This is a genomic window from Pseudomonas sp. MF7453 (assembly GCF_016405455.1).
Lineage (GTDB): Bacteria > Pseudomonadota > Gammaproteobacteria > Pseudomonadales > Pseudomonadaceae > Aquipseudomonas > Aquipseudomonas paralactis.
Window position 1 is genome coordinate 189980 of record NZ_JAEKCN010000003.1, and the last position, 23351, is coordinate 213330.

Consider the following 23351-nt stretch of genomic DNA (forward strand, 5'->3'; position numbering starts at 1 on the left):
GTGCATCAAGAGACTAACGCGCGACGGCCTGCACATAGGCCTGGCAAGCACGCAAGGCGATCAGGGCGCTGTCGCCGTCGTCGGTGATGCGGATAATTCGTTGAGCATGCGCCGGGTCAAGTCGGGCTCGCGGGGCTGCATGAACCACGCCGCCGGGGGTGGAGGTGGCTGGCACTGTACAGCCAGTGGCGGTGGTGTCGAGAAGGACTGACAGCCGCACATCAGCAGTGGCCAGGCGATCGCGCAGAGCCGCTTGGTTGCGTTGGGCATCGCTTAATTCCTGGGTGTGTTGCTGGTCGCTGGCGTTGAGCTGTTGCTCAAGAGCCAGGCGTTTGGTTTGTTCGGCCTGTTGACGCTCCAGGGCTGCCTGGCTTTGTCGACTCAGAGCCTGGGCATGGGCGACCGATTGCAACTCAATACGCGCACCGTATCGCCACGCTTGTACCTGCCAGACCAACGCCATGAGCAAGCACACACCGATCAAGCGAAACGCGCCTAGGAAGCGCATAACACCGCCTTCGCCCGGGCCCATAATTGCAAACGGTCGTCCAGACCGTTAAGGCCACCGTTGATGCGGCGGGTGATGGTGGTGAACTGGCCTTTGTCGGCGAGCTCGTTGAGGCCGTTGCTTTGCCAGAACCAGGCGGCGGATTCGCAGGCCCATTGCGGTTGCTCCAGCAATTGTGGCTGGAGCAACAGGCGATCATCGGCGAACAATGCCTGGCTGCACGCAAGGTAATTACGGCGGCCAGTTATCTGGATGAGCCCTCTGCCACGATACTTTTGTCCATCTCCGTCCGCTTCGGGGGTGTTGCCCAGGCGCGCGGCCAAGCTGCCGGTGTCGTACTTGGTCAGGTATTGATCACTGCCCAGTTCGCGCACGTAGTGCAGTTCACCCGACTCGTGACCGATTTGAGCAAGGAAGGCTGCGGCGCGTTGGGGAGTGTTGATTTGCCGATTCAGCATTGCCAAGTTGAGTGAGGATATGAAAACGCCCGCTAGAGAGCGGGCGCGTGGGAAGACTTGCTGAAGTTGCGCGAGTGTCATGGGATGACCTTGCCACGGGCCACCGCTCTGGCAGCCAGAATCGCTTCGGGCACGGGCGTGTTCTCTTCGAGGTACCGCAAGCTGTACCAGTCGGTAGACGCCAGATAAGCAAGGGCCTCACGGGAGTCCGCCTGTGCCTGGAGGTCTTGGGGGGTCTGGTTTTTTTCAAGCTTCGACAAATCAAACATCGCTCAAGTCCTCCACGGGTTTGGCTGAGTGATTGGGCGGATCAATCGGCTCGACCGGAAAGGGAACCGGCCCGGCGGATACCTGGAGCCTGCCGTTCTGCCACATATAAGCTGGCGCCCCCGCGTTGACGGCCAGCTTCAAGGTCAATTCGATCTCGCCATTACGACGGGTGACGGGCCCTGCGAACAATTCATGCCCGATGGCGGACATCGGCAGGGTCATTCCGTCAGGGATCTGCGAAAGGTCAATCCTTTGGTCATTCAGGATCAATGTTTCACCTTCGACAAAGGCTGTCGTGGGAGTCGCGATGCCAAGAGGCCGAAAAGGAACATGGTGAATAATCATGCGTGCCATCTCCCGATTGCCGTCACTGTCACGATATTGTTCAGCGTCCGGTCGGACATAAAAAAGTAGGAGCCACTATTGCCGTAGCACCTGGCCGACATGTCCCAGTCAATCGACGGGTAAATGTTGGGGAACACCGCCACAGGCGTGTCCGCGAAAGCCGCCAGCCATGCAACGTTGCGCGTGACACCAGCGGTGTAGCCGGTGAAGCGCTGCTGACAGATTTGCAAACCGCCGGCAAAGCGGAAGTACCAATTATCGAGCGCACCGCCACGTTCGATCAGCCCGGAATTAATTGGCAAAGCACCCGAAGGGCCAGCGTTGAGCACCCCGGAAATCGCGTTACCGTTATGAAGAATGCTGCGCCAGTTGGGTGCCGCCGCGCCTGGGTTGACGCTGAACTGGCGGAAGTGAATACCATCCCCCGATACCGCCATCGACAACTGCGCACGCCACTGCGGGTCATGGCCCCAGGCTTGAGAGAGCACACTGATTGCACCAAACCCCGGTACGCCATCCGGGTGACCGTAATAACTGTACAGGCCCGTATTGGCTTTATTTGGGGATGCGGTTTGTGCAGCCGACAGCCCCATCAGTTCTCCGGTCGAAGCACCTTGCCCGATCCCGATCGCAAACAACGATGAATTGATGTCAGCCCGCCACGGGGACCAAGCACCATCCCCACGTCGACCTCGCATATAAACCGACTCATCAAGCATAGCCTTCGCGGTTTGCCAGACGTAGCCGCCGGAGTTGGCTATCTGCAGAATCTGTACGAACGGGTTAGGCAGGTTGATACCGCCATTGCCGAATTGAAACAGACCACTGACTCGAGGCAACTCGTTAGCATCGTCGGTGGGCGATCTCGAAATCGGAGTACTACCCCAACCCGCATGACCCATCATTGACACCCGCCCCGGGGTGAAGTCGTCGCTGCCCGTCACTACGTTTTGAGTGGCTGCCGTGCCCAACTGAGCCTGGCGGGCAAACAGCTCCTGGGTCATTGCGTTGATCTTGATACTGGCGCTACGCGGTGTGTCGCCGCCGACGCCAGTGGGTGCCGCACCAATATTGATTTCCTGTCGTGCCATGGGGACTCTCCATAGTCGGGCAATAAAAGACCCGCTAAAAAGCGGGTACGGGATGTCTGCGCATTTTTCAGGGCAGGCGTTTTTCAGCAAGCCTGTAGATCGTGGCGCGTGCCGCATTGCGAGCGGCTTTGATATCCGCAGGCATCGGGGTGCCTTCCTCCATCTGCGCAAACGCATACCAGTCACTGTCCCTGAGGTAGCCATGGGCCTGATCAAGGGCGAGATCCTCCTCCAGCTCCTGGGCGCTCTTTATTTTTTGCAATTGGCTGACATCAATCATGGATCACCTCTTCCTGGGAGGGTGCTGAACGTTCTTCAGTTATTGCAGAGGTGGGTATTTCAACTGGCCCATTGGAGCTCACCTCAATGATCGTAGGCTCAACCGGGTTGCGCAGTGACGGCGGATCATCCCACTTGACCGGCAATTTAAGCGTGAGGGTCAGGTCGCCATGGATTCGTACAATCTCATCTACGAAGCAGTCACTGCCCATTGCGCTGGCGAGAAGGCGATAACCATTCGGGATGACCGAAAGATCAAAATCCCGGCCATTGACCGTGATCACTTCATCGCGCACAGAGACCTTCAGCGGCTCATCCGTCAAGAAGGGAAACAGTTTGATCCTGATCATTTCCAGGCTCCCCATACGGTCACGGCGTTTTGGAAACTTTGAGCGGTCGAGCCATTTCTGATGATGATGTCCACCGCACTGGTCCCGTTGACGTAGCAGTTCAACGCGCCGAAATGTTCATAAGTCATCTGAGGCTGCGGATTTACATAAACGCTGCCACTGCCCAATACGATTGCCACCGGCAAAGCAACCGTCACCACCGTAGGCTGATTAGGTGGCAATACCGCACTGACCGGACTATAGCCCTGAATGCAAATCTGGCCGTTGATGTACTTACTGATGTTCCAGCCGCCTACCACTGCTTTACTCATCAACCCGACACCCGATACCGGATCGCCCTCGGCATTGGCACCTGTGTACAGGCGCGCCCATGGTGTCCATGTGCCGTTGGCGTTGACTCGCCTGAACGCGGTGTTCGTGGTGTCGGGGTTGACCCACTCCTGAGTGGAGTACACAGCCGACAAATATTTGTGCGACAAAAAGCCATAGCTGTTGGGGCCATTGGGGCCGGGAATATTGTTGCCGTAGTACTCGCCGGTGGCCGCCACTGCGTCCGCACTGGTGGTGAGTATCTTGACCACACCGCCTACGCCAAAATCGCCTGCCTTGATAACTTGCGTCCAGGCTTTGCCCGCAGCGGCTCCTTGCAAAAACTGACGTTCCCAGGTCACGTTCTCTAAAAGGCTATAGGCAACTTGCCGCACATATCCACCCGATCCCGAGAGCACCTGAATGATGAATACGTAAGGGTATGGCAGAGAGACACCACCATTGCCGAACATGAACAGCCCATTTATCACGGGCAGACCATCAGCGCTGTCGGTGGGTTGCATAGCAAAGGGGACATTCCCTCCCCAACCACTGGCTTTTGCCAGTGCATCGCCTTTGTACAACTCGTTGGTCATTGCGTTTATCTTGATCATGGCACTGCGGGGCGTATCACCACCTACCCCACTGGGGCGCGTACCGAGATCAATTTCTTGTCGAGACATCCTTAACCTCCAAATTGAAAATCCATTTCAACCTCAGCAAGTTCCTTATCTTATTATCACTTGCAGTCATATCCCGCTCACATCGACTACGAGGTAGCTGTAGGCTTCAGCTCTATAATTGAACTCTTTCACCTGATGCTGCTTGGTATACCCATAGTAATAATAATATTTGACCTTAAAATTTATTTTACCTGGACCATGAGTGAAGAAGTTAGTGCTCGCATATTCATTAATCCTGAAGTTCCCACCGCCACCCGTAAATTGCGTGGTGCGCCAACTTCGCCCACATCGACCTCCAAACACAACTGCATATTTCTTGCCTGTCTCATAATTATGATCGCCGACCACCGCCTCAAAATTATCCGTCCCTACCAATACGTCTCTTACAATTAACTGAGGCGTCGTCGCGTCATACACCAACTCGCCATGGTCATTGAATATCTGCATGCCAAAGGCTCCTCCCGCAGACACGCCCGGCCGGAAACGATAAACGTCCAGGTTGACGATCGTTGAACCATCGGTGACGTAACGCTGGATGTAACCACCTCCACTGCGCGATACATTCGCCAGGCACACTGAGTGAGCTTCGTTCTGGGCGCGTACAGCCACAATTTCCTCGGCATCCGGTATCCAGACATCCAAGTACTGCCCCCATGCCGGGTTGCTGCTGGTGGCAGTACTCACCTGAGTTGTCTTACTCACAAAACCGTAAGTTTTAAAGTTTTGATCAAGGAGTACGCTGCGGTCATCGTTTAAAACTTGAAAACCAATAGCCATCATGAAATACCGTAAGTGATAAGCCCTGGATTGACAGAGGCACTCCACATCAAGGTGTTCTGTGAAATACGGCATTGGGGCCCATCAGTAACATTGATGCCTGCCTCGAGTGTGACCATATACCAAGGACGACCTTGAGCGAATGCATCGACCATCAACGAACCTGATCCAGTGCCGCTGCTTATTCTACCAATCACTCGAGCAAGCCGAGTGTTTACATCGACCAGCACTTCGCCCTGTGCATTGAACGCTTGAAATCCTGCTGCCATAGCCTCTCTCCTGTTGATGGGTTGGTGATTAACCCCAGATCCCGAATCGAACACGCAATACCTGGTTAGCATCAAACACTTGAACCAATTGATTGCTGATGGTCATCCGGCCACCGCCACCTACCCCGTTAAGTTCCAACCCACCCGCCTTGTCAAGCTTCCAACCACGGACACCCGGTTGATAGTCATTGGACTGAATAACCTGACCAATTTTGGCGTTAGTGATCGTGCCGTTCTGAATAAATGCACTATCGATAAATGTCTCAGTTCCCCTGACTGCGAACGGTGTCGAAGGCTTACCCGGCGTATTTTCGTTATAAATCGCAAACTGATCCGCCGAAATCAGAAACTGACTTTGCAACCCACCTGGACCATTCTCGATGCCCAACCCAATACCGGCGAACTTATAACCACCACCCGCAGCAACTTGCATCCGCACTGACCAATTCGCCGCCAACTTCCCATTGGTATCCGCAATCGCCGAGGCATTGGTCTGGATACTCACTGACTGTTGGTTAACTTTGGTCTGTACCGTTTCAATGCTTTGGGCCAGCGTTTTATCCGCAGTGGCCAACGTCGTTAGTCGCGTATCAATCGATGCCGAGTTGTTATTGACCTTTGCATCCAGCCGCGTAACCCGCTGGGCAAGGGCTTCATCCCGGGAAGCAGAAGCGCTATCTACGCTGGTGATACTGGCTCGGTTCTGATTAACCCTGACCTCCAACGCATCCGTCTTAATCGCCTGGGCAATATCACCTTCGGCAATCGCAGACATCACCGACCAAGTACCAGCCATGGAAACGTCATCACCCGCAAATGAGGTTTGCTCATCACCTGCCATCTTCGGATTGACCTGAGCATAAACCCCGTCGGTTTTCTGGGCGGTGCTGGTAACCTTGCCGTCCACCGTCTCAATCGCTGTTTTGTTCTGCTGGATCTGCAACGCCAGTGCATTGCTGGTTTGCACCAGGGAGCCAATGTCGAGCCAATAAGCCGCGTTAGGCGGCGGGCTGTTAGCCGGTACTGTCTGGATAGCCTGGTAAAGATGATTTTCCTGGCGTACAAACTCGCCACTGGCATATGCCCTGGCCGCGTCATACAGCAACGCATCCGTCACTTGATCAACCAGTGCTTGCAGTTCTTTACGGGTATTGTCCAATCGGTCGTTGACCGAACCCGCGCCCGATCCATCAATCAACTCGATACGGTCGAGCAAGTGCTTGCCCAGTTCCGTCTCGCTGATTTGCCCTGCGATCAGATCCAGAATCGGCGAAGCATCCGAACTCGCTTGCCCGTTGACGCCCGACCCGCTTGGAAACCACGGCCCGATATTGCCCGTGCGATCCACCAACCGTGCCCAGAAGAACAACGACGTCCCCGCCGCCAGCCCCATCATGGTCAAATCAGTCTGCGGATAGGCGTAATCCCCCAGCTTGGTTGCCATCGCCAGATCAGCGGTCTTCCCGTACCAGATTTCCGTACGCTGCAAATCCGCCGTGCTCACTCCCTGCGGAATCTGCCATTTCACCTTGATCGCAAACACCAACGACTCCGTCGTCAGCGCGGCCACGGTCGGCGGCAGTGTGGTCTTGCCGTTAAGGACGGTTTCCACGGACTCGCTATACAGGGAGCCGATATCCAGCGCGTTGATCGCCCGCACCTTGGCCACATAACGCCCGGCATAAATGCCGGACACCTCGATAGAACTGCCGCCCGTGCGGCCTGCGTAGACCCATTCACCGTCGTTCTTGCGCCAGTAAGCCTCGTACGCAATGGCATTGGCCACTCGCTGCCACTCGCTGCCACTCGATGGTCATGACATTGACCGCGCTGCCTTGCTCGACGAAATGGTCATTGCTGACCGTCACGCCGGTCGGTGCTGCTTGCACGCTCGGCGGGATCACGGTGATCGGCGGGCTGTCGATTTTGGCGCCGTTGTCGATGGCGGCAAATTTGCTCGGTACGTGCTTGACCGCGCTGAGGCTGTATTTGATTTCGTCATCCGAAAAGTCTTCGGAAATCGACAGCACGCGGAACTGTTGCAAAGCCAGGGTCGCCGAATCGATAGCCCAGATCGATTGGGCCGGCGGGAGTTCGTCGAGCCTGGTTTGCAGCACTACCAACTGCTCATCCGCACCTGCGGCGCTGACGGATTTTACCGCTCGGGACACCGCCTTGCCGTTGGGCATCACCAGGGTGATGGTGTCGCCGGCAGTGGCGGTGACCTCAGCATCCAGGGTCAGGGTGTCGAGAGTGGCGGCACGCAGGCGCCCGCCAATGCGGCGGCCGGCGCGGTCATTGTCGGCCACGCGGATGATCTGGCCGGGGCGCGCCAGGGTGCCGTCGAGGCCGACCGCGAAGGTCACGCTTTCGGTTTCCAGGCGGTTGGTCAGCAACGCCCATTTGCCGATGCGCTGGGCTTGGGCTTGCGACGTGCAACCGGTGGCGCTGATTTCGGTTTGCTGGATGCCGTAGCGCGCGATGCCTTCGGCGTCGTCGACGTACTGCACCTTCTGGCGATAGAAATCCGTCGGGTCATTCCAACTGACCAGGGCGACGGTGTAGCGGGTCTTTTTCGCCGAACCGCCGTAGATGAACTGGCCGCCGATCACGTTGGCGTTGGAGTAGGTGTAGACCGGGTCTTCCGGCATATCCGCCACCGCCATCACGGAACCCGCGCCCCAATAGGCCATGCCCCGAAAGGTAGTCGCCAGGTCTTGCAGCACCTTCAATGCATCGGCACGCACCGACAGGTACAGGTTGCAGGTGAAGCGCGGTTCGGTGCCGCCCTTGCCGTCGGACACCGGCTGGTCGCAGTACTGGCCGATGCGGTAAAGCTCCCACTTATCCACTTGGCCGGCGTTGAGCAGGTGGCCCAGGCCATAGCGTTGGTGCAACAGCAGATCGTAGTAAATCCAGGCCGGGTTGTCGGTCCAGGCCGATTTGAACGTGCCGTCCCATACCCCGCTGTAGGTGCGGGTTTGCGGATCGTAGTTACTTGGCACCTTGATGATGCGCCCGCGCAGTTCGAAAGAGCGCGAGGGGATCGACTGAAATTGTGCGGCATCGAATTGCAGGCCGATCAGCGCCGAGCCCGGGTAGCGCAGCTTGGCGTCAATCACCTCGGTGGACGACTCCACGGTGGTGGTATCGGCAATCGCACCACTGGTGGAGTTGGGTGTAATACGCCGCACGCGCAGGGCCCAGCCCACTTTGGCTGGGGGCAAGTCAACGCGGTGGGAACGTTCGTACTTGGTGGTGGTTTTACCGCTGAACGCAGCGGCCAGCACCTCTGTAAACGCACCGCCGTCGGTGGACAGGTCGATGGCGTACTGCACGGTATAACCGTTGGTGTCGCCGTTGCTGGTGTTGGTCTGCGACAGCCGCGTCACGGCCAGGCGAACCCGTACCGCCGACAGTTGCAGGTTGGAATAGGACTTGGTCCAGGGCTGATCGCTGCGCAGCTCGATCGACACCGGGCTTTCGTTTTCCACTGCCGGGAAGCCAGGGATATGTGACTGGTCCTGGCTGCCATTGCGGGTGTCGAGGGTCACGCCACTGAAGTTGAGGCTGCCATCGGCGTTGGCCAGCGGGGTCTCGTCGAGAAACACCGAGCGCTTATCGTTTTTCAAACCGACAATCTCGCCTTCGCTGACGAGATCGAGGATACGGGCATAGGCCGTACTTTGCAGGCTGTCTGGCGCCTCCACGGAGGGACGGGGCTTGGACGCGCCGCCTTTACTGCCAGCGAGAGTGAGGTCAGTCATGGCTTTCCTTCAGGCGAAATAAAGCCCGCACTCGGCGGGCTGGTTGAAGAGCAGGAACGTTAGAGTTGATCCTGGGTGTAGATCCCGGCGCTGATCACGGAGCTGCCGACGATCAGTTGGCCGTAAAGCAGGCCTACCGGGTTGCCCTGGGCACTGGTGTTGACCGGTCCGTTGAAGCTGTAGCTGGCGCGGTTATTGGGGCCATCTTGTGCCGCCAGCCCCTTGGGTACGGGTGACAACATCTGCATCACGCCTCCCATTACCATGGAGGCGCCCATCATGATCATGCCCGAACCAAACGGTGCGCCGGCACCAAAGGTACCGCCTGTGATAATCGCGCCAACGACAATCAGCACCGCGCCGACAATGGTCTGCAGGGCGCCCGCGCGCTTGCTGCCGATCAGCACTGGCGCCAGGCGGATGTCGTCATTGCCTATCGGGGCACCGAGGCGCTCCTGGGGGATGTTTTCCTTGCCCGTGAACACCGAATAGGTCAGCCCGTTGTCTTTGGACTCCATCAGGAAACGTTCAAAGCCAGGCAGGAGGATGCTCAGGGCATGTATGGCCTCTGAAACGCTACTGACTGCCAATCGATGCACTCTGCCAAAGCGCGCACCCAGCACGCCATACAGGCGAACCGTGCGCACCTTTTCGGCAGCGGTTTGTTGTGTGGCTGGCACGCACGTTTGGGAATTGGGAGTCACCGCAATTTTCCTCATAGTTGGTCCTGCGCATAAATGCCCGCGCTGATGACCGCGCTGCCTACCGTCAACTGACCATAAAGCAGGCCCACAGGGCTGCCTTGAATGCTGGTATTGACCGGCCCATTGAAGCTGTAACTCGCACGGTTTTCCGGACGGTCCATGGTGCCCAGGCCTTTGGCCATCGGCGACATCAACTGCATAACGCCGCCCATGGCCATGGAAATCCCCATGCTCGCGGCAAAGGTCCAGCCAGTGGTGGATGAAGCACCGATCAGGGTAGAGGAACTCCCCGATGCCAGACCGCCAGAGAAGTACGAGGCAGCGACAATCAGCGCCACGCCAATAATGGTTTGCATGGACCCTGCGCGTTTGCTGCCCATCAGTACCGGTGCGATACGGATATCCGCAGCGCCTGGAGGTGCCTTGAGGCGATCCTGGCCAATGTTGTCACGACCCAGGAAAATCGAATACGTCACGCCCCGGTCCTTGGACTCCATCAAGAAACGCTCGAACCCCGGCACCAGAATGCACAGCGCATGGATCGCTTCTGAAGCATTGCTCACCGCCAGCCGATGCACGCGCCCGAAGCTCGCGCCCAGGCTGCCGTAGAGGCGCACCGTCCTGACTTTTTCATGATGCATGGCATCCTCCAGGCGAATGATCCGCCGGTTTGGTTAGTGTTTGGCCCGCAGGCCGTGTCGCCAATAGCTCACCGTCACCTCGCCCCAATAGCCGCCGTAGGTATCGCGCTTGCTGTCGCGGCCATACAGGTGGTGCAGGATCGTACCTGGGGCCGGGTAATGTTCGGGTTCACTTTGCAGCACGCCGTCGGCCAGGTAGATCGCAGCATGGTTGGGCACTGGCGAGCGGATCTGCATCAGTACGATATCGCCCTGTTGCAGTTGGCTGACCTGCACGAAGCCAGCGGCCGGCAGGTTGTCCAGGTAGAGGTTGCCGCCCTTGTCCCACCAACCGTCTTCGCGCTGATAGTCGCCAAGCTCGATGCCCAGCTCGCGACGGTAGTAGTCGAGGATGATGCTCAGGCAGTCATGCACACCGTGGGCGAAGGCGCGACCGATCAGGGGCGCCTGGTAGCCGTTCGGCGTGCAACGGGCCCATTCACCGGTGCGCACCCGCCCATCATCGCCGGTGCGTACTTCCACAATGTGCCAGGGCAACCCGGAGGCTTCGCACGCCACGCGGTCTGCTTCACTGGGTGTCGCCGGGCAATCGGGATGGCTGTGTACTACTGCGAGAATCTCTCCCCGCTCTTCGGCGCCGGCGTAGTCCTCGGGCGCCAGGCGAAAGTGTTCGCTGGGCGTGCTCGCCGTATTTCGACACGGCACATACACACGCTTGCGCCCTTCGCGAATCAGCAGGCCGCAGCACTCATGGGGATACGCGGCCACGGCGTGCCGGGCAATCGCCGCCAGGTTGGTCTTGTTCATGCTCAGCTCCGCAACAGGCCGGCTGCCGGAAATGAGCCGTAGGGCAGCGGGTTGTTCTCGCCGAAACGCAGCTTGCAGCTGGTCAGCCGCCCACCGCATTTATCCTTGGCCGCGTCGGTGACGATCACGTCATTGGCATCCGCCACCGGGCCGCCGTTATAGCCGCAATAAGGGCCACGGTAACCACCGCAACTGAGCCACCAACACACGTTGGCAACGATCTGGCGACGTGGCAACTGCACGCCGTTGAAGTCCAGCGCACTGGCCAGTTCGAACTTCACCGTCTCGCTGCTTTCCGCGACTTTGCGCTCGACGTACCAGATGTCCGGCGGCAGTTCCTCTTCCGGGTCGGCTTCGGGCTGGCCGTCGAGGTACTTGGCCAGAGTGCGATGGCGGATCAGGCGCGCGCCTACCAAATCCTCGAAATACAGCACCAGCGCTGTGATGAAACCACCCACATTGCCTACGGCCAGTGTCGGCGTCGGTTGGGTGCCCTGCCCCGACATTTCAAAGCCCTCGGCCTGGATCGGCCAGGGGGAATACTCGTGGCCCTGCCAGAAGATCGACGATTCTTGAGGATAACCATGGAACCTGTACAACTCGGCCCCCAGGGAAGTGGCGTCGAGCTCGAAAAGCTCCACCCAGGCCCCGGGCTCCAGGGTCTGGATATCTGCGGTGATGGACATATGATTCTCCGGGCAAAGAAAACCCCGCACTGTGGCGTAATGCCGTTCAGTTAAGGCTTTTTGTAGGAGCGAGCTTGCTCGCGAAAAACTCACAGGCGCCGCGTTCAATCAGGAAACACGCGTTATCGTTAACGTTTTTCGCGAGCAAGCTCGCTCCTACAGAGGCGATATACGCTTAACTGAACGGCATTACGCACTGTGGCGGGGTGGAGGCGGCGCTAGGGGTGGAAGGCTTGCTCGAACGACGCCGTCAGGGAGTAGAGCCCGGCGCCCATGGGCGTTGGCTGATAACCCTTGCAGCGATACAACGCAGGCGCTGCCAGTGGTGCGGTCCAGTTGAACGCCCTGGCGCCGGCATGGCGATCAAGGAAAGCAACGATCGCTTTGATGCGCGCCTCGTCACCCACGAACGTCAGTGGCCAGGACTGGGTTTTGTTGTTGATCCCGTCCGCTGCCGTCTGCTGGTAGCCGTCGCCGAACTTGGCCGTCTTCAGGCGAAACTCGACGCTGCCGACGGGCTCCACCTTGGGCACCCATGTGAAAGTTTCTGTACTCATGTTTTCTCCAGGCGTAAGCCGTTAATGATCAGCGGCCGTTGATGGCCGACCAGATTTGCCCGCCCGGCTTGAGGTCACGGGCGATCTGCTCGGCGGCGCCCTGGCGGGCGGAACCGGCATAGGCGCGGGCGACGTTCTGGGCGTTGGTGTCGGTGCCTGAGCCCTGGCCGTCGGCGACGTTGATGGTTTGCTGGATCACCACTTGGTTACTGCTGGTGCTGCCTGATTGGCCGCCGCCCAGTACACGCACGCCCAGGGAGCCGTCGGAGCCACGGCTCAGAGGCATGATGGCTTCGGGGCCGGCTTCGCCGAAAAGGGCCATGGGGGCTAACGTTGGGCCAGTAGCGACGGAGTTGGTGAAGGTGCCGCCATTGGCAAAGGCTTGAACACCGTAGTTCCAAGCGCTCCCTTTCGCGTTGTAATGAATACCCGCCGTGTTGAGCTGGGGGTTAAAGGTGTAGCTGTTAGCACCGACACTGGTGGTTGTCGGAGTCGGCGTGCTGCTGCCCAACCATGCACTCACTGCCGAACTGGCCAGCCCGAACAACGAACTCAGCGCACTGGATGCCGCGGTCTTGGCCGCCATCGTGGCCATGTCCTTGAGCACTGACGTGGCGAAATCCGAAAAATTGAATTTGCCCGTGGTGGCGAACGTCAGCACCGCCTGGTCCATTTTCTCGAAAGCGCTGGTAAACACTGCCTTCGATTGTTCGGCCGCCGTACCTGCCTTGTTCGAATACTCATCGAACGCACTGTTAGCGCCCTGACGCCAGTCATCAAGCAGCTGCGTCATTTCGGCGAAGTTGCTCTTTACCTGCCGGGCCTTTGCATCGTCCAAAAACGCCATTGCCGCTTCGTCACCCGAAGGCGTGGGTACAGCCTCTGCGTATGGCCCACCCACTGGAAACGTCAGCCCGGCCCGCTCGGTATAACTGGACTGCGCATCCAACGCGCCAACAAAATCATTCTGCGCCCCCTGGCTCTGCTTGAGCACTTGCACCAGTTGCGCATTTTTCTGGATAAATTTTTCCGCCGCATCCGTGGCCGGGTCATAGGCCCGTTGAAAGCCCTTGAACTGGCCGGACGTGACCTGTAGCGCCGCTGCGGCAGAGGCGCTGACCTTTTTACCGGCGTCCTCGATCTTCTGCTGCATCTCGCGCATGCTGTTTTCGGTAATCCGTGACGCCTTCGCCAGGGCCTGCTCCAGGCTGCCGAGGTTGAGCGTCAGATTACCCTGGGTAGCAGTTGCCATAGGTTTCTCCGGGTCATGGATAAAACCCGTCGAAACGGGTTTCAAGGAAAGTGGCGTCGTCCTTAACGCCACTCGTTCATCGCACGTTCGAGCGACACACCCCGGCGCAGCTCATGGGGCATGAAGTCAATCATCTCGGCCGTGCCGCCGCCCAGCCGGTGGGTCTGCAGCGCTATCAACGCGCTGCCCGCCTCCAGCCGCCTACCGGCGTGCAGGGAGCCATATCGGTCGATATAGCGCCCCCAGGCCAGGGCTTCTTGATAGGTCATGCGTTCCTTGGCTTCGGCGATCGTCCGGCCGCCCACTCCGTTCAGCACCAGTTCGTGCCAGAACTCATCGGCAGCCGTCAGCTCTTTACGCCGCCACCCTGGGTGCCATTGACCTCATTGACTGCATTGAGGATCACAAACCCCAATGACGGCTCAAGGCCGAACGCATCGTCGTAACTCAGAGCTTCATCACCCTCGGCACCCAGCGAGACTGACGCGGCGAGATAGCTGGCGTTGCGGCTCTGTGCTGACTCGCCTTGACTGAACAGACGCTCGATCACGCCGAAGGACTGGCGGCGAATGTGCAACGTGAACGTGTCAGTCACTTGCTTGCCGGTCTTGCTGTCCAGGTGCGTCCAGCTGATGTCTTTCTTCACCGGCTGGGCATCGACGATGCCGCCCTTGGCTTTCAGTTGTTTGAGGTTCATGGCGTCTCTCAGGCTTTCTTGATCCAGGCGCTGGCGCCAGTGCGTTGGATGGTGACGGTAGTGGTCACGACTGCGTTCAGTGCGAAGTTGAACGGGAAGTCCGATACGTAGCCGTCAAAGGTGAACCAGGTGCGGGTTGCCGGCAATTCAAAGCCATCGCCCTTGGCGTTGACGGTCGGCAGCACGTCCTTGCCATCGGACCAACCCACGGCCCACTTCACGCCGGTATCGCCCTTGGCTTCAGACAGCTGGTGCAGGCGGATATGGCTGGCGTTGGTCGGGTCGGCGTTCAGGCCCAGGCTCGCCGTGCCAGGGGTGCGCAAACCTTTCTTGTAGCTGCGTTCTTCGGCGTTGAGGCTGGTGTCTTCAATCTGCTCGGCCGGCGCGCCACCCGGTTCAAACGAAGTGGCGTGCTCGACTTCCAGCACGGTATAGGGCCCGGTGCCGGAGACCGGCGGAACGAGGGCGAAAATCTGGGTACCTTGGGTAAGAATCGACATCGAGTGTTCTCCATGAACAATAAAAAACCCGCGAAGGCGGGTTGTGGGGTGCAACGGCTGTGTTGCTGCGTACAAGGCAGGTCGAGACGGGATCAGGGCGCCGGTTTGCCGTCCAGGTAAGGCGGTGCATTCGGGTCCGGTTCTCGGCTCTTGATCAGGTCGACCAATGCCTGGTTGCTCTGGGCCAACAGTCGAATGGCCGCGTTGAGCGCCACTTGGCCATCGGTCTGGGTTTGCAGGGCGGCGATCAAACGGTTGATCGCGGCCAATTCTTCGTCATTCATAGGCATCCTGGTTCCTGTAGCGAGTCAGTGGTGAGCGTGCGCAACGTGCAACGGTGACGATCAAGACGCCAACCCACCAGCCATGATCGAACTGCGATACCCCGTCGCCGGGTCGCCAACGTGGGTCACTTTGGTAATCGACCAGCGCCCCTGCATGTACACAGGCCAGGTGTCATCCAGCACCAGCAACCCTTCGGCTGCCAGCAACGGGTTGCCTGGGCAATCGATCTGTAACTTCAAGCCTTCACGGCCCACGCGGCGCAGTTCACCTTCGGCCACGGCGCGGGCTTCGGCTTCGTTCTGGCAAGGCTGGCGCAAGGTCTTGAACGGGGCTATTCCGACCTGGACCACACGCTGTTTGCCTGCAGCGGCGTCCCACCATCTGACGCGGCTGCCCATGTATTTGGAGCGCGATTTTTCATCAAGCTTGGCGGTGATAAAGGCCTGGTTTCCCGGGCGGTTATCGTGTGTCACGGACAGCTTTACTTCGGGCAGCAACTGGCCGGTGAGTGACTTGGCCTGCCCCGCTTCGGCCAGCACATAAAGCTCGTTGAACGGCTTGGTGACCGCGTTGTAACGCTTGGCCAAGCGGGTGATAAAGGCCATGTCGCTTTCGTTGGACTGGTCGATATGCTCGATCGCAATACCGTCCAGCGTGGGTGCCACACGCGGCGAAAAGCCGTGGCGGCTGACCAGTTGCCGGAACAATGCGCCCAGGGTGGTCGGCCCATGACTGGCGGAACGGCGCTGGCGGTAGCCGCTTTTATCCGTCCCGCTGAAGGGTGCGGCGGTGGCCACGATCATCAGGCGCATTGGAAAGAGCACCGGGGTTCGTTGGGTGACGACAAATTCGCCTTTTTCCACCAGGCCGGTTTCCTGATAGCCGACGCGCAGGCCGATCTTGCCACTGAGGCTGGGCAAGCCTTCCAACCCTTCGATGTTGAGGGTCAGCTCCAGGCGATCGGTCTCGATGCCTGCGGCGTCGGTGTGGCTCCAGTGCATCAGGCGTTGATTGAGCAGCGTCGCATTGGCGCCATAGAACTCCACGATCGGGGTGAATCCCTGTGCCATACCGCCTCCTTAATCCCAGGCCAGGATGGGACGCACCGCGGCCGGCCTGGCTTGCATCTCAGGCACAATCACCCATACACCTGCGGGCAGTACCGGGCCGTATTCGGCGAGTTCAGGGTTCAAGCGCCAAAGTGTTTCTTCCGCCGCGTCATCGCAACGCCCCAATTCGCGGTAGAGCAACAGGTTGACCGAATCACCGGCAATACTTCGCACTCTACGCATTGACGAATTCCTCCAGTTCAAGGGTCCAGGTCATGACCATGGCAGTGCCGTCATCGATCACATGGCTCTGGTTTTCCACCACCGCATTGATCCGCCACTGGCCCCAGTTACGGCCGATACCATCAACCAGCGGCAACGGCGCCCGCGCATTTTGCAGAGCGCGCAATTCGTCCAGGCGTTGCATACCGACGGCGTACATGGCGGTGCCGCTGAACGTGAGCTTTTCCAGCTTCTGGCCGTTCTGGCGCGACTGCGGTTTGCTGGCAATGATCGCCAGGTCACTCCAACCGCCGTCGCTGTTGCGCATCAGCGACGAATAGGCAAAACCTCGGGACAAGCCAAAAATAAAGTCGCCCAGCACCATTTGTTGTCGCATCAATCACCTCCTGAAGGATCGGCCAGGGCCGCGTTGCGCCGGATGCCCAGGGAGTCGGTAACCATCGGCACGCATTGAAACTGCAGGGCCTGGATCACCTGATTGACCACCTGCTGAGCGTCCGCCGGGTTGACGCCGGTGATCTGGATGCTCGGTGAGAGCGTGACCTGGACGTTGTCTGTTCGCGCGCTGTTGAGCTCTTTACTCAGGGCGTTCGGCGCAGGCAGACGATCGCTTGAAGCGAACAACTTATCCCCAAGCCAACTGCCTGCTTCGCTGCCGAGCAAGCCACCGATGGCGCCGCCGACTGCGGTGCCGATACCCGGGAAAACCAGGGTGCCGAGCGCGGCGCCGGCGGACGCCCCGGCCCAGGCGCCACCGGCGGTGCTCAGGCCAGAACCGACAGCCTTGACGTCACCAGTGCGCACGCCCTGGATCACATCCACGGCGGTGTCGACGTACTTCAGTGGACCAAGACGGCGGGCGCCGGCCAATCCCAATCTACTCACGGTTCCCAGCGGGTTGGCAGGCATCTTCAGCGTGCCCGGCAGAGGTTCACGCTTGAAATCGGGAGTATTGGCAGGAGTCGCTACCCGGCTTTCGAAAGGCATGGGGATGAGCTTGCGCTCTAGTGCCTCGATCAGCCCGGGGCCTTTGTTCGCGGTCAACGAGCCTGCGGATGGGTTCTTTGCTCGACTGTTCGCCAGCACCTCACGGGGTTGCAACCGCTGAGCCGGGCCAGCGGCATTCAGGCCTAAGAACGGCGGCGGTAACAACGCTTTTGCATCACGTTCGAGGCCGCTTAGAATCCTGGCAAACACACCGCCTTTCCTGCCTGCCGGTGATCGTTTGGTCGAAGCTGTCTTGGTGGTTGAGGCAGTACAGGCTGCGCTGCGTCAACAACCGCTGGAGCAGCTAGCAGCTTGAGTCAAGGCAGCTGACTGTCGACCCATCGCTCAGCAGCGGCCATGGCCTCATCGAGCGCGGCTGGGTAGTCCGGCCAGGGCCCGGTCAGTTCGGCGGCAACCTCGCCCAGCCCATCAATTGGCGCGGGCTCAATTATCGTCGCGGCAACCGGTGCATCGTCGTTCGGACGGCGCCATTCGAACTTGAGAAACATCGTGTGACCCCGATACGCGTGGGCAATCGGAACATCTATTTGGTGTGACACGCGCCCTCCTGGCAACTGAATGGGTTGAGTCCCCTTTTTACACCCATCCAAACGACAGAGATATCTAGGCAAAACGCCATTACTCCATCCCCCTACATGCCTGCCGGTGAGCGGCGGGCGAGGTATTCCCATGCCTGAAATCAAATGCGAGTTCGGCCATAAGCAAAGCATCGGCACCGATGCCTGGGTCGAAACACTCACCTTGGACCAGATGAAATACGCCCGCGACCAGATGGCCGAGAAGATCAAGGCGGCCGAAGCCCAGCCAAAGCGCTGTGTCTGGCGCGTGTGCCGTGGCGGCCTCGCAGAGGGGAACTACCGCGAGGAAGACTTCGAGAAGGCGGCCGATCATCTGGTGCGCATCTTCAAGGACCGCTTCATCGAAGAAGCCAAGGCTTACGTCGATCACCACTACGGGACACTGCGATTCGAACGGGAGATCCCGCACCTTTCGGTCGAGCTGGTGAGTCAGTTCGAATACGACACCGAGTGGTTCCCCGCCAAACCCTAACCCACCTTCTGCCGCCCTGCGCGGCAAGGACACCCCATGTACGCAACGAAACTCACCCTGATCCTCTTGGGCGCTTTGCTGTACCTGTTCGGCACTGGCTGGTGGCTCGCCTGGTTAGGGCCTGACCTGCTCAGCACCGGCACCACCGAGGCACTACTCGGCGCTTTCGCCGGAACCTGCGTCTGGCTGCTGATCAGCTTCGGCCTGGCTATTCACATCATTAAGACAGCGCGGCCCACGGCGGGCTGAAGGAGGAAGGCATGTTTTTGACAGCAGAGGAAGTTGCCGACCTGACCGGCTATAAGAAGCCAGGGGCACAGATAAAGTGGCTGACCGCCGAACGATACGGGTTCGCGGTAGGTGGGGATGGGCACCCAAAGGTGCTGCGCCAAGTTGTCATCGGGCGGCTGGGTGGTATTCAATCAAGGAAGGGGCCGGAGTTGCGGCTGTGCTGAGGTGAGATAGATGCGACCGCGGAAGAAGGACCGGCACCTGCCAGCGTGTATGTACCAAAAGCACGGCGCGTACTACTTGGTCCGCAAGGGCAAGTGGGTGCGCCTCGGGACGGAGTTTCAGGCGTCTCTCGCCGAGTACGCCATGCTTCTGGACAAGCGCAGCATGGGCGGGATGCCCAAACTGATCGACGACGCGCTCGATCACATGCGCACAAGGACGAAGCCGGCGCTGAAGCCGAACACGCTCAAGCAATACGAGGCGGCGGCCGAGCGATTGAAGGAAAACTTCGCCGACTTCGAGCCGCGCGAGGTCCTTCAGCGGCACGTCGTCGCGCTCAAGCTGCACATGGCGGACACGCCGAACATGTCGAACCGGGTGATCTCGGTGCTGCGGGCCGTATTTAACTACGCACTGGAACAGCAGATCGTCGACTCCAACCCCTGCAACGGCGTTCGTCGACACCAAGAACACCGGCGCGACCGGTACGTCACCCACGGCGAGTTCCAGGCGATCTGCGACAACTCGAGCGACAACATGCGCGTCATCTATGAGATGTGCTACCTAACCGGTCAGCGCATCGGTGACGTGCTGGCCATCCGGTTAGCCGATATCAGCCCCGAGGGAATCGTCTTCAAGCAGGAAAAGACGAGCGCAAGACTTCTCGTGCAGATGACACCCGACCTCGAAGAGTTGATCGCCAGGGTCAAGGCGCTGCCCAGAAAAATCCGGGGGCTCACCCTTTTCTGTTCGCCGCGCGGTGGAAAACCCGTGCACTACGGGTCAGTCAAGGATGCCTTCGCCACCAGCTGCAAGAAGGCCGGAGTCACGGATGCGAGCCTCCACGATCTTCGCGCCAAGTCCCTCTCGGACACGGATGACCAGGGCAACGATGCACAGAAGCTGGGCGGACACACCGACGCAAAAATGACGCAGCGCTACTTGCGGTTGCGCAAAATCAACGTCGGACTGCCGCCGACAATGCCGAAAAAATCCCTGTAGTATTAGACAGATGTGAATCGTCAAATAGACAGGCAGAGCTGAACACCCCGTATGACCGACCTCTCCAGCCACACCCCGATGATGCAGCAGTACTGGCGCCTGAAAAACCAGCACCCTGATCAGTTGATGTTCTATCGCATGGGCGACTTCTACGAGATCTTCTATGAAGACGCGAAGAAGGCCGCCAAGCTGCTGGACATTACCCTGACCGCTCGCGGGCAGTCGGCGGGGCAGTCGATTCCGATGTGTGGCATCCCTTACCACTCGCTGGAAGGCTACCTGGTCAAGCTGGTGAAGCTGGGCGAGTCGGTGGTGATCTGTGAGCAGGTCGGCGACCCGGCGACCAGTAAAGGGCCGGTGGAACGTCAGGTGGTGCGCATTATTACGCCGGGTACGGTGAGTGATGAGGCGCTGCTGGATGAGCGTCGCGATAACCTGATTGCGGCGGTGTTGGGCGATGAGCGTTTGTTCGGCCTGTCGGTGCTGGATATCACCAGCGGCAACTTCAGCGTGCTGGAGATCAAGGGTTGGGAAAACCTGCTGGCGGAGCTGGAGCGCATCAATCCGGTGGAGTTGTTGATTCCGGATGATTGGCCCAAGGACTTGCCGGCGGAGAAACGTCGTGGGACCAAGCGTCGTGCGCCGTGGGATTTTGAGCGTGATTCGGCGCTGAAAAGTCTGTGCCAGCAGTTTTCGGTGCAGGACCTTAAAGGCTTCGGTTGCGAAACCCTGACCCTGGCTATCGGCGCTGCCGGCTGCCTGCTCAGCTACGCCAAAGAAACCCAGCGCACCGCCCTGCCGCACTTGCGCAGCCTGCGCCATGAGCGTCTGGACGATACCGTGGTGCTTGATGGCGCCAGCCGTCGCAACCTGGAGCTGGACACCAATCTGGCCGGCGGGCGCGATAACACTCTGCAATCGGTGGTCGACCGTTGCCAGACGGCGATGGGCAGCCGCTTGCTGACCCGCTGGTTAAACCGTCCGCTGCGGGATTTGACTGTACTTCAAGCACGTCAGACCTCTATTACTTGCCTGCTTGACGGTTACCGCTTTGAAAAATTGCAGCCGCAACTGAAAGAAATTGGCGATATCGAGCGCATCCTCGCGCGGATCGGCCTGCGTAACGCGCGGCCCCGTGACCTGGCGCGCCTGCGTGATGCCTTGAGCGCCCTGCCGCAGTTGCAAGTGGCGATGACCGAACTGGACACGCCGCACCTGCAGCAGCTTGCAGTCACCGCGGGCACTTACCCGGACCTCGCGGCGCTGCTGGAAAAGGCCATCATCGACAACCCGCCGGCGATCATTCGTGACGGCGGCGTATTGAAAACCGGCTACGACAGCGAGTTGGATGAGCTGCAATCGCTCAGCGAAAACGCCGGGCAGTTCCTGATCGACCTGGAAGCCCGCGAAAAAGCCCGTACGGGCCTGGCTAACCTGAAGGTCGGCTATAACCGCGTGCATGGTTACTTTATCGAGTTGCCGAGCAAGCAAGCCGAGTCGGCGCCTATCGACTATCAACGTCGCCAGACCCTCAAAGGCGCCGAGCGTTTTATCACCCCCGAGCTCAAAGAGTTTGAAGACAAGGCGCTGTCGGCCAAAAGCCGTGCCCTGGCGCGGGAAAAGATGCTCTACGAAGCCTTGCTTGAGGACTTGATCAGCCGCCTGGCGCCGTTGCAAGACACCGCCGCCGCCCTGGCGGAGCTGGATGTGTTGAGCAACCTCGCCGAACGGGCGCTGAACCTGGACCTCAATTGCCCACGGTTTGTCAGCGAACCGTGCATGCGCATCGTGCAAGGCCGTCACCCAGTGGTGGAGCAGGTGCTGACCACGCCGTTCGTCGCCAATGACCTGTCGCTGGACGACGATACCCGCATGTTGGTGATCACCGGTCCGAACATGGGCGGTAAATCCACTTACATGCGCCAGACCGCGTTGATCGTGTTGTTGGCGCATATCGGCAGCTTCGTACCGGCAGCCAGTTGCGAATTGTCGTTGGTGGACCGCATTTTCACGCGGATCGGCTCCAGCGATGACCTGGCCGGTGGCCGTTCGACCTTTATGGTGGAAATGAGCGAGACCGCCAACATCCTGCACAACGCCACCGAGCGCAGCCTGGTGCTGATGGACGAAGTGGGTCGCGGTACCAGCACCTTCGACGGCCTGTCCCTGGCGTGGGCCGCGGCCGAACGCTTGGCGCATCTGCGTGCGTACACGCTGTTCGCCACGCACTACTTTGAGCTGACGGTGTTGCCGGAAAGCGAGCCGCTGGTGGCCAACGTGCATCTCAATGCCACCGAGCACAACGAGCGCATCGTGTTTCTGCACCATGTGCTGCCAGGGCCGGCGAGCCAGAGTTATGGTCTGGCCGTGGCGCAGTTGGCCGGTGTGCCGAACGAGGTGATTACTCGCGCCCGCGAACACCTCAGCCGCCTGGAAACCACGGCCCTGCCCCATGAAACCGTGGTCGCCAGCCCGGCCAAAGCCAATAAGAAACCTGCCGCGCCGCATCAGAGCGATATGTTCGCCAGCCTGCCCCATCCGGTGCTGGATGAGTTGGCAAAGCTTGACCTGGATGACTTGACGCCGCGTAAAGCGCTCGAAATGTTATATGCACTGAAGACTCGGATATAACGCAGACGCTTGCAAGCTGATAGAATCTCGCGCGGTTTGGGATGCTGCGGGCTTTTAGCCTGGTCCGCAGACTATCGCTCTCAAACCTCGCGAACCCCACCACAAGGGGTTTCGCTGCCGCCGCCTGAGGAGAAAATTAGAAATGACCTTCGTCGTCACCGACAACTGCATCAAGTGCAAGTACACCGACTGCGTAGAAGTCTGTCCGGTGGACTGCTTCTACGAAGGCCCGAACTTCCTGGTTATTCACCCGGATGAGTGCATTGACTGCGCCCTGTGTGAACCAGAATGCCCGGCCGTCGCGATTTTCTCCGAGGACGAAGTGCCTGCGGGCATGGAGCAATTCATTCAATTGAACGTCGAACTGTCAGAAGTGTGGCCGAACATCACCGAGCGCAAGGATCCGATGCCGGATGCCGCCGAGTGGGATGGCAAACCCAACAAGATTGAGCAACTAGAGCGCTAAAGCGCCACTGCCCAACAAAAAAAGGCCCTTGAGGGCCTTTTTTGCATTCTGGCGCCTGCATTCACTTTTCTGCAGGCGAAAAAAGGGGCGGTATGACCCGCCCACATTTTTTCCCTAGTCCCTGTGTTCCTTTTCATCATCCTGATGAATCGCATCCTGCGACGTTCCTTCAAACCATCGTTCCTTGATGGCTGTGTCAATCCGTGGACACAGG

At 59.2% G+C, this 23351-nt stretch carries 32 protein-coding genes and 1 pseudogene; 6 read left to right on the forward strand and 27 right to left on the reverse strand.

Features of this window, described 5'->3' with window-relative positions:
- Window positions 1-13 precede the first annotated feature (13 nt).
- From JFT63_RS06720 to JFT63_RS06845, 27 genes and pseudogenes are all read right to left on the reverse strand, one after another.
- A complete protein-coding gene (locus JFT63_RS06720) occupies window positions 14-508 on the reverse strand; it encodes a lysis system i-spanin subunit Rz (protein ID WP_057701363.1) in 495 nt (164 codons plus the stop codon).
- Complete coding sequence (locus tag JFT63_RS06725) at window positions 496-1047, reverse strand: glycoside hydrolase family 19 protein (protein ID WP_057701364.1); 552 nt, start codon at window positions 1045-1047, stop codon at window positions 496-498. The genes JFT63_RS06720 and JFT63_RS06725 overlap by 13 nt, the downstream gene beginning before the upstream one ends.
- Complete coding sequence (locus JFT63_RS06730) at window positions 1044-1235, reverse strand: hypothetical protein (RefSeq protein ID WP_057701365.1); 192 nt, start codon at window positions 1233-1235, stop codon at window positions 1044-1046. The genes JFT63_RS06725 and JFT63_RS06730 overlap by 4 nt, the downstream gene beginning before the upstream one ends.
- On the reverse strand, window positions 1228-1581 hold the full coding sequence (locus JFT63_RS06735) for a hypothetical protein (protein ID WP_057701366.1): 354 nt from the start codon (window positions 1579-1581) through the stop codon (window positions 1228-1230). The genes JFT63_RS06730 and JFT63_RS06735 overlap by 8 nt, the downstream gene beginning before the upstream one ends.
- A complete protein-coding gene (locus JFT63_RS06740) occupies window positions 1578-2672 on the reverse strand; it encodes a hypothetical protein (RefSeq protein ID WP_198843637.1) in 1095 nt (364 codons plus the stop codon). The genes JFT63_RS06735 and JFT63_RS06740 overlap by 4 nt, the downstream gene beginning before the upstream one ends.
- Before the next feature lie 67 nt (window positions 2673-2739).
- The gene (locus JFT63_RS06745; RefSeq protein ID WP_078802601.1) at window positions 2740-2952 is read right to left on the reverse strand and encodes a hypothetical protein; all 213 of its coding nucleotides are present in this window, start codon (window positions 2950-2952) and stop codon (window positions 2740-2742) included.
- Entirely contained in the window at window positions 2945-3301 is a 357-nt protein-coding gene (locus JFT63_RS06750; RefSeq protein ID WP_198843638.1) for a hypothetical protein, read from the reverse strand. Before JFT63_RS06750 ends, JFT63_RS06745 begins: the two co-directional genes overlap by 8 nt.
- A complete protein-coding gene (locus JFT63_RS06755) occupies window positions 3298-4293 on the reverse strand; it encodes a pyocin knob domain-containing protein (protein ID WP_198843639.1) in 996 nt (331 codons plus the stop codon). The genes JFT63_RS06750 and JFT63_RS06755 overlap by 4 nt, the downstream gene beginning before the upstream one ends.
- A 66-nt stretch (window positions 4294-4359) precedes the next feature.
- A complete protein-coding gene (locus JFT63_RS06760) occupies window positions 4360-5070 on the reverse strand; it encodes a hypothetical protein (protein ID WP_157243907.1) in 711 nt (236 codons plus the stop codon).
- Window positions 5070-5339, reverse strand: a complete 270-nt coding sequence (locus tag JFT63_RS06765; protein ID WP_157243908.1) for a hypothetical protein — start codon at window positions 5337-5339, stop codon at window positions 5070-5072. The genes JFT63_RS06760 and JFT63_RS06765 overlap by 1 nt, the downstream gene beginning before the upstream one ends.
- Window positions 5340-5367: 28 nt before the next feature.
- Entirely contained in the window at window positions 5368-7125 is a 1758-nt protein-coding gene (locus JFT63_RS29950) for a phage tail tip fiber protein (RefSeq protein ID WP_332875219.1), read from the reverse strand.
- Window positions 7076-9106, reverse strand: coding sequence for a host specificity protein J (locus tag JFT63_RS29510; RefSeq protein ID WP_233102231.1), 2031 nt, complete (start codon window positions 9104-9106; stop codon window positions 7076-7078). The genes JFT63_RS29950 and JFT63_RS29510 overlap by 50 nt, the downstream gene beginning before the upstream one ends.
- Before the next feature lie 59 nt (window positions 9107-9165).
- Window positions 9166-9825 carry a tail assembly protein gene (locus JFT63_RS06775; RefSeq protein ID WP_198843640.1) on the reverse strand — a complete coding sequence of 220 codons (660 nt, stop codon included), beginning with the start codon at window positions 9823-9825 and terminating at the stop codon, window positions 9166-9168.
- On the reverse strand, window positions 9822-10451 hold the full coding sequence (locus JFT63_RS06780) for a tail assembly protein (protein ID WP_198843641.1): 630 nt from the start codon (window positions 10449-10451) through the stop codon (window positions 9822-9824). The genes JFT63_RS06775 and JFT63_RS06780 overlap by 4 nt, the downstream gene beginning before the upstream one ends.
- 33 nt (window positions 10452-10484) lie before the next feature.
- Window positions 10485-11258 (reverse strand): C40 family peptidase, encoded by a 774-nt coding sequence (locus tag JFT63_RS06785; RefSeq protein ID WP_198843642.1) that lies wholly within the window; start codon window positions 11256-11258, stop codon window positions 10485-10487.
- A gap of 2 nt (window positions 11259-11260) precedes the next feature.
- Window positions 11261-11944 (reverse strand): phage minor tail protein L, encoded by a 684-nt coding sequence (locus JFT63_RS06790; protein ID WP_078802594.1) that lies wholly within the window; start codon window positions 11942-11944, stop codon window positions 11261-11263.
- A gap of 218 nt (window positions 11945-12162) precedes the next feature.
- The gene (locus JFT63_RS06795; RefSeq protein WP_198843643.1) at window positions 12163-12501 is read right to left on the reverse strand and encodes a phage tail protein; all 339 of its coding nucleotides are present in this window, start codon (window positions 12499-12501) and stop codon (window positions 12163-12165) included.
- 28 nt (window positions 12502-12529) lie between these two features.
- Complete coding sequence (locus JFT63_RS06800) at window positions 12530-13753, reverse strand: phage tail tape measure protein (RefSeq protein WP_198843644.1); 1224 nt, start codon at window positions 13751-13753, stop codon at window positions 12530-12532.
- Between the two features lie 62 nt (window positions 13754-13815).
- The gene (locus JFT63_RS06805; protein WP_057701375.1) at window positions 13816-14070 is read right to left on the reverse strand and encodes a hypothetical protein; all 255 of its coding nucleotides are present in this window, start codon (window positions 14068-14070) and stop codon (window positions 13816-13818) included.
- 29 nt (window positions 14071-14099) lie between these two features.
- Window positions 14100-14450, reverse strand: a complete 351-nt coding sequence (locus JFT63_RS06810; RefSeq protein WP_057701376.1) for a phage tail assembly chaperone family protein, TAC — start codon at window positions 14448-14450, stop codon at window positions 14100-14102.
- Window positions 14451-14458: 8 nt separating this feature from the next.
- On the reverse strand, window positions 14459-14950 hold the full coding sequence (locus tag JFT63_RS06815; protein ID WP_032893279.1) for a phage tail tube protein: 492 nt from the start codon (window positions 14948-14950) through the stop codon (window positions 14459-14461).
- A 92-nt stretch (window positions 14951-15042) separates the two neighbouring features.
- The gene (locus JFT63_RS06820) at window positions 15043-15240 is read right to left on the reverse strand and encodes a hypothetical protein (RefSeq protein WP_228391189.1); all 198 of its coding nucleotides are present in this window, start codon (window positions 15238-15240) and stop codon (window positions 15043-15045) included.
- 54 nt (window positions 15241-15294) lie between these two features.
- A complete protein-coding gene (locus JFT63_RS06825; protein WP_198843645.1) occupies window positions 15295-16305 on the reverse strand; it encodes a contractile injection system protein, VgrG/Pvc8 family in 1011 nt (336 codons plus the stop codon).
- Window positions 16306-16314: 9 nt separating this feature from the next.
- Complete coding sequence (locus JFT63_RS06830) at window positions 16315-16527, reverse strand: tail protein X (RefSeq protein WP_198843646.1); 213 nt, start codon at window positions 16525-16527, stop codon at window positions 16315-16317.
- Entirely contained in the window at window positions 16520-16903 is a 384-nt protein-coding gene (locus JFT63_RS06835; RefSeq protein WP_057701379.1) for a phage tail protein, read from the reverse strand. Before JFT63_RS06835 ends, JFT63_RS06830 begins: the two co-directional genes overlap by 8 nt.
- Window positions 16903-17388, reverse strand: a pseudogene (locus JFT63_RS29955) (tail tape measure protein); the annotation flags it as partial. The gene JFT63_RS06835 and the pseudogene JFT63_RS29955, both read right to left, overlap by 1 nt.
- Window positions 17389-17831: 443 nt before the next feature.
- A complete protein-coding gene (locus JFT63_RS06845; protein ID WP_126589775.1) occupies window positions 17832-18074 on the reverse strand; it encodes a hypothetical protein in 243 nt (80 codons plus the stop codon).
- A gap of 130 nt (window positions 18075-18204) precedes the next feature.
- Between JFT63_RS06845 and JFT63_RS06850 the strand changes: the two genes are divergently transcribed.
- The 6 genes from JFT63_RS06850 (at window position 18205) to fdxA (ending at window position 23137) form a co-directional block, all read left to right on the forward strand.
- Complete coding sequence (locus JFT63_RS06850; RefSeq protein WP_198843647.1) at window positions 18205-18585, forward strand: hypothetical protein; 381 nt, start codon at window positions 18205-18207, stop codon at window positions 18583-18585.
- A 36-nt stretch (window positions 18586-18621) separates the two neighbouring features.
- Window positions 18622-18834 carry a hypothetical protein gene (locus JFT63_RS06855; RefSeq protein WP_198843648.1) on the forward strand — a complete coding sequence of 71 codons (213 nt, stop codon included), beginning with the start codon at window positions 18622-18624 and terminating at the stop codon, window positions 18832-18834.
- Between the two features lie 11 nt (window positions 18835-18845).
- Complete coding sequence (locus JFT63_RS06860; protein ID WP_005785292.1) at window positions 18846-19040, forward strand: DUF4224 domain-containing protein; 195 nt, start codon at window positions 18846-18848, stop codon at window positions 19038-19040.
- Window positions 19041-19050: 10 nt separating this feature from the next.
- On the forward strand, window positions 19051-20040 hold the full coding sequence (locus JFT63_RS06865) for a tyrosine-type recombinase/integrase (RefSeq protein ID WP_198843649.1): 990 nt from the start codon (window positions 19051-19053) through the stop codon (window positions 20038-20040).
- Window positions 20041-20091: 51 nt separating this feature from the next.
- On the forward strand, window positions 20092-22671 hold the full coding sequence (mutS, locus tag JFT63_RS06870; protein WP_198843650.1) for a DNA mismatch repair protein MutS: 2580 nt from the start codon (window positions 20092-20094) through the stop codon (window positions 22669-22671).
- Window positions 22672-22813: 142 nt separating this feature from the next.
- Window positions 22814-23137 carry a ferredoxin FdxA gene (gene fdxA / locus JFT63_RS06875; RefSeq protein WP_198843651.1) on the forward strand — a complete coding sequence of 108 codons (324 nt, stop codon included), beginning with the start codon at window positions 22814-22816 and terminating at the stop codon, window positions 23135-23137.
- The last annotated feature ends 214 nt before the right edge of the window (window positions 23138-23351 follow it).

What these genes read in the sequence shown, in the direction of transcription:
- JFT63_RS06785 (WP_198843642.1), bottom strand. Translation starts at nt 11,258, where the DNA reads ATGAACAAGACCAACCTGGCGGCGATTGCCCGGCACGCCGTGGCCGCG.
- JFT63_RS06830 (WP_198843646.1), bottom strand. Translation starts at nt 16,527, where the DNA reads ATGCGTAGAGTGCGAAGTATTGCCGGTGATTCGGTCAACCTGTTGCTC.
- mutS (WP_198843650.1), top strand. Translation starts at nt 20,092, where the DNA reads ATGACCGACCTCTCCAGCCACACCCCGATGATGCAGCAGTACTGGCGC.
- JFT63_RS06810 (WP_057701376.1), bottom strand. Translation starts at nt 14,450, where the DNA reads ATGAACCTCAAACAACTGAAAGCCAAGGGCGGCATCGTCGATGCCCAG.
- JFT63_RS06745 (WP_078802601.1), bottom strand. Translation starts at nt 2,952, where the DNA reads ATGATTGATGTCAGCCAATTGCAAAAAATAAAGAGCGCCCAGGAGCTG.
- fdxA (WP_198843651.1), top strand. Translation starts at nt 22,814, where the DNA reads ATGACCTTCGTCGTCACCGACAACTGCATCAAGTGCAAGTACACCGAC.
- JFT63_RS06790 (WP_078802594.1), bottom strand. Translation starts at nt 11,944, where the DNA reads ATGTCCATCACCGCAGATATCCAGACCCTGGAGCCCGGGGCCTGGGTG.
- JFT63_RS06775 (WP_198843640.1), bottom strand. Translation starts at nt 9,825, where the DNA reads ATGAGGAAAATTGCGGTGACTCCCAATTCCCAAACGTGCGTGCCAGCC.
- JFT63_RS06765 (WP_157243908.1), bottom strand. Translation starts at nt 5,339, where the DNA reads ATGGCAGCAGGATTTCAAGCGTTCAATGCACAGGGCGAAGTGCTGGTC.
- JFT63_RS06795 (WP_198843643.1), bottom strand. Translation starts at nt 12,501, where the DNA reads ATGAGTACAGAAACTTTCACATGGGTGCCCAAGGTGGAGCCCGTCGGC.
- JFT63_RS06825 (WP_198843645.1), bottom strand. Translation starts at nt 16,305, where the DNA reads ATGGCACAGGGATTCACCCCGATCGTGGAGTTCTATGGCGCCAATGCG.
- JFT63_RS06815 (WP_032893279.1), bottom strand. Translation starts at nt 14,950, where the DNA reads ATGTCGATTCTTACCCAAGGTACCCAGATTTTCGCCCTCGTTCCGCCG.
- JFT63_RS06820 (WP_228391189.1), bottom strand. Translation starts at nt 15,240, where the DNA reads ATGCCTATGAATGACGAAGAATTGGCCGCGATCAACCGTTTGATCGCC.
- JFT63_RS29510 (WP_233102231.1), bottom strand. Translation starts at nt 9,106, where the DNA reads ATGACTGACCTCACTCTCGCTGGCAGTAAAGGCGGCGCGTCCAAGCCC.
- JFT63_RS06800 (WP_198843644.1), bottom strand. Translation starts at nt 13,753, where the DNA reads ATGGCAACTGCTACCCAGGGTAATCTGACGCTCAACCTCGGCAGCCTG.
- JFT63_RS06730 (WP_057701365.1), bottom strand. Translation starts at nt 1,235, where the DNA reads ATGTTTGATTTGTCGAAGCTTGAAAAAAACCAGACCCCCCAAGACCTC.
- JFT63_RS06725 (WP_057701364.1), bottom strand. Translation starts at nt 1,047, where the DNA reads ATGACACTCGCGCAACTTCAGCAAGTCTTCCCACGCGCCCGCTCTCTA.
- JFT63_RS06750 (WP_198843638.1), bottom strand. Translation starts at nt 3,301, where the DNA reads ATGATCAGGATCAAACTGTTTCCCTTCTTGACGGATGAGCCGCTGAAG.
- JFT63_RS06740 (WP_198843637.1), bottom strand. Translation starts at nt 2,672, where the DNA reads ATGGCACGACAGGAAATCAATATTGGTGCGGCACCCACTGGCGTCGGC.
- JFT63_RS06755 (WP_198843639.1), bottom strand. Translation starts at nt 4,293, where the DNA reads ATGTCTCGACAAGAAATTGATCTCGGTACGCGCCCCAGTGGGGTAGGT.
- JFT63_RS06855 (WP_198843648.1), top strand. Translation starts at nt 18,622, where the DNA reads ATGTACGCAACGAAACTCACCCTGATCCTCTTGGGCGCTTTGCTGTAC.
- JFT63_RS06865 (WP_198843649.1), top strand. Translation starts at nt 19,051, where the DNA reads ATGCGACCGCGGAAGAAGGACCGGCACCTGCCAGCGTGTATGTACCAA.
- JFT63_RS06850 (WP_198843647.1), top strand. Translation starts at nt 18,205, where the DNA reads ATGCCTGAAATCAAATGCGAGTTCGGCCATAAGCAAAGCATCGGCACC.
- JFT63_RS06780 (WP_198843641.1), bottom strand. Translation starts at nt 10,451, where the DNA reads ATGCATCATGAAAAAGTCAGGACGGTGCGCCTCTACGGCAGCCTGGGC.
- JFT63_RS06735 (WP_057701366.1), bottom strand. Translation starts at nt 1,581, where the DNA reads ATGATTATTCACCATGTTCCTTTTCGGCCTCTTGGCATCGCGACTCCC.
- JFT63_RS06720 (WP_057701363.1), bottom strand. Translation starts at nt 508, where the DNA reads ATGCGCTTCCTAGGCGCGTTTCGCTTGATCGGTGTGTGCTTGCTCATG.
- JFT63_RS06860 (WP_005785292.1), top strand. Translation starts at nt 18,846, where the DNA reads ATGTTTTTGACAGCAGAGGAAGTTGCCGACCTGACCGGCTATAAGAAG.
- JFT63_RS06835 (WP_057701379.1), bottom strand. Translation starts at nt 16,903, where the DNA reads ATGCGACAACAAATGGTGCTGGGCGACTTTATTTTTGGCTTGTCCCGA.
- JFT63_RS06760 (WP_157243907.1), bottom strand. Translation starts at nt 5,070, where the DNA reads ATGGCTATTGGTTTTCAAGTTTTAAACGATGACCGCAGCGTACTCCTT.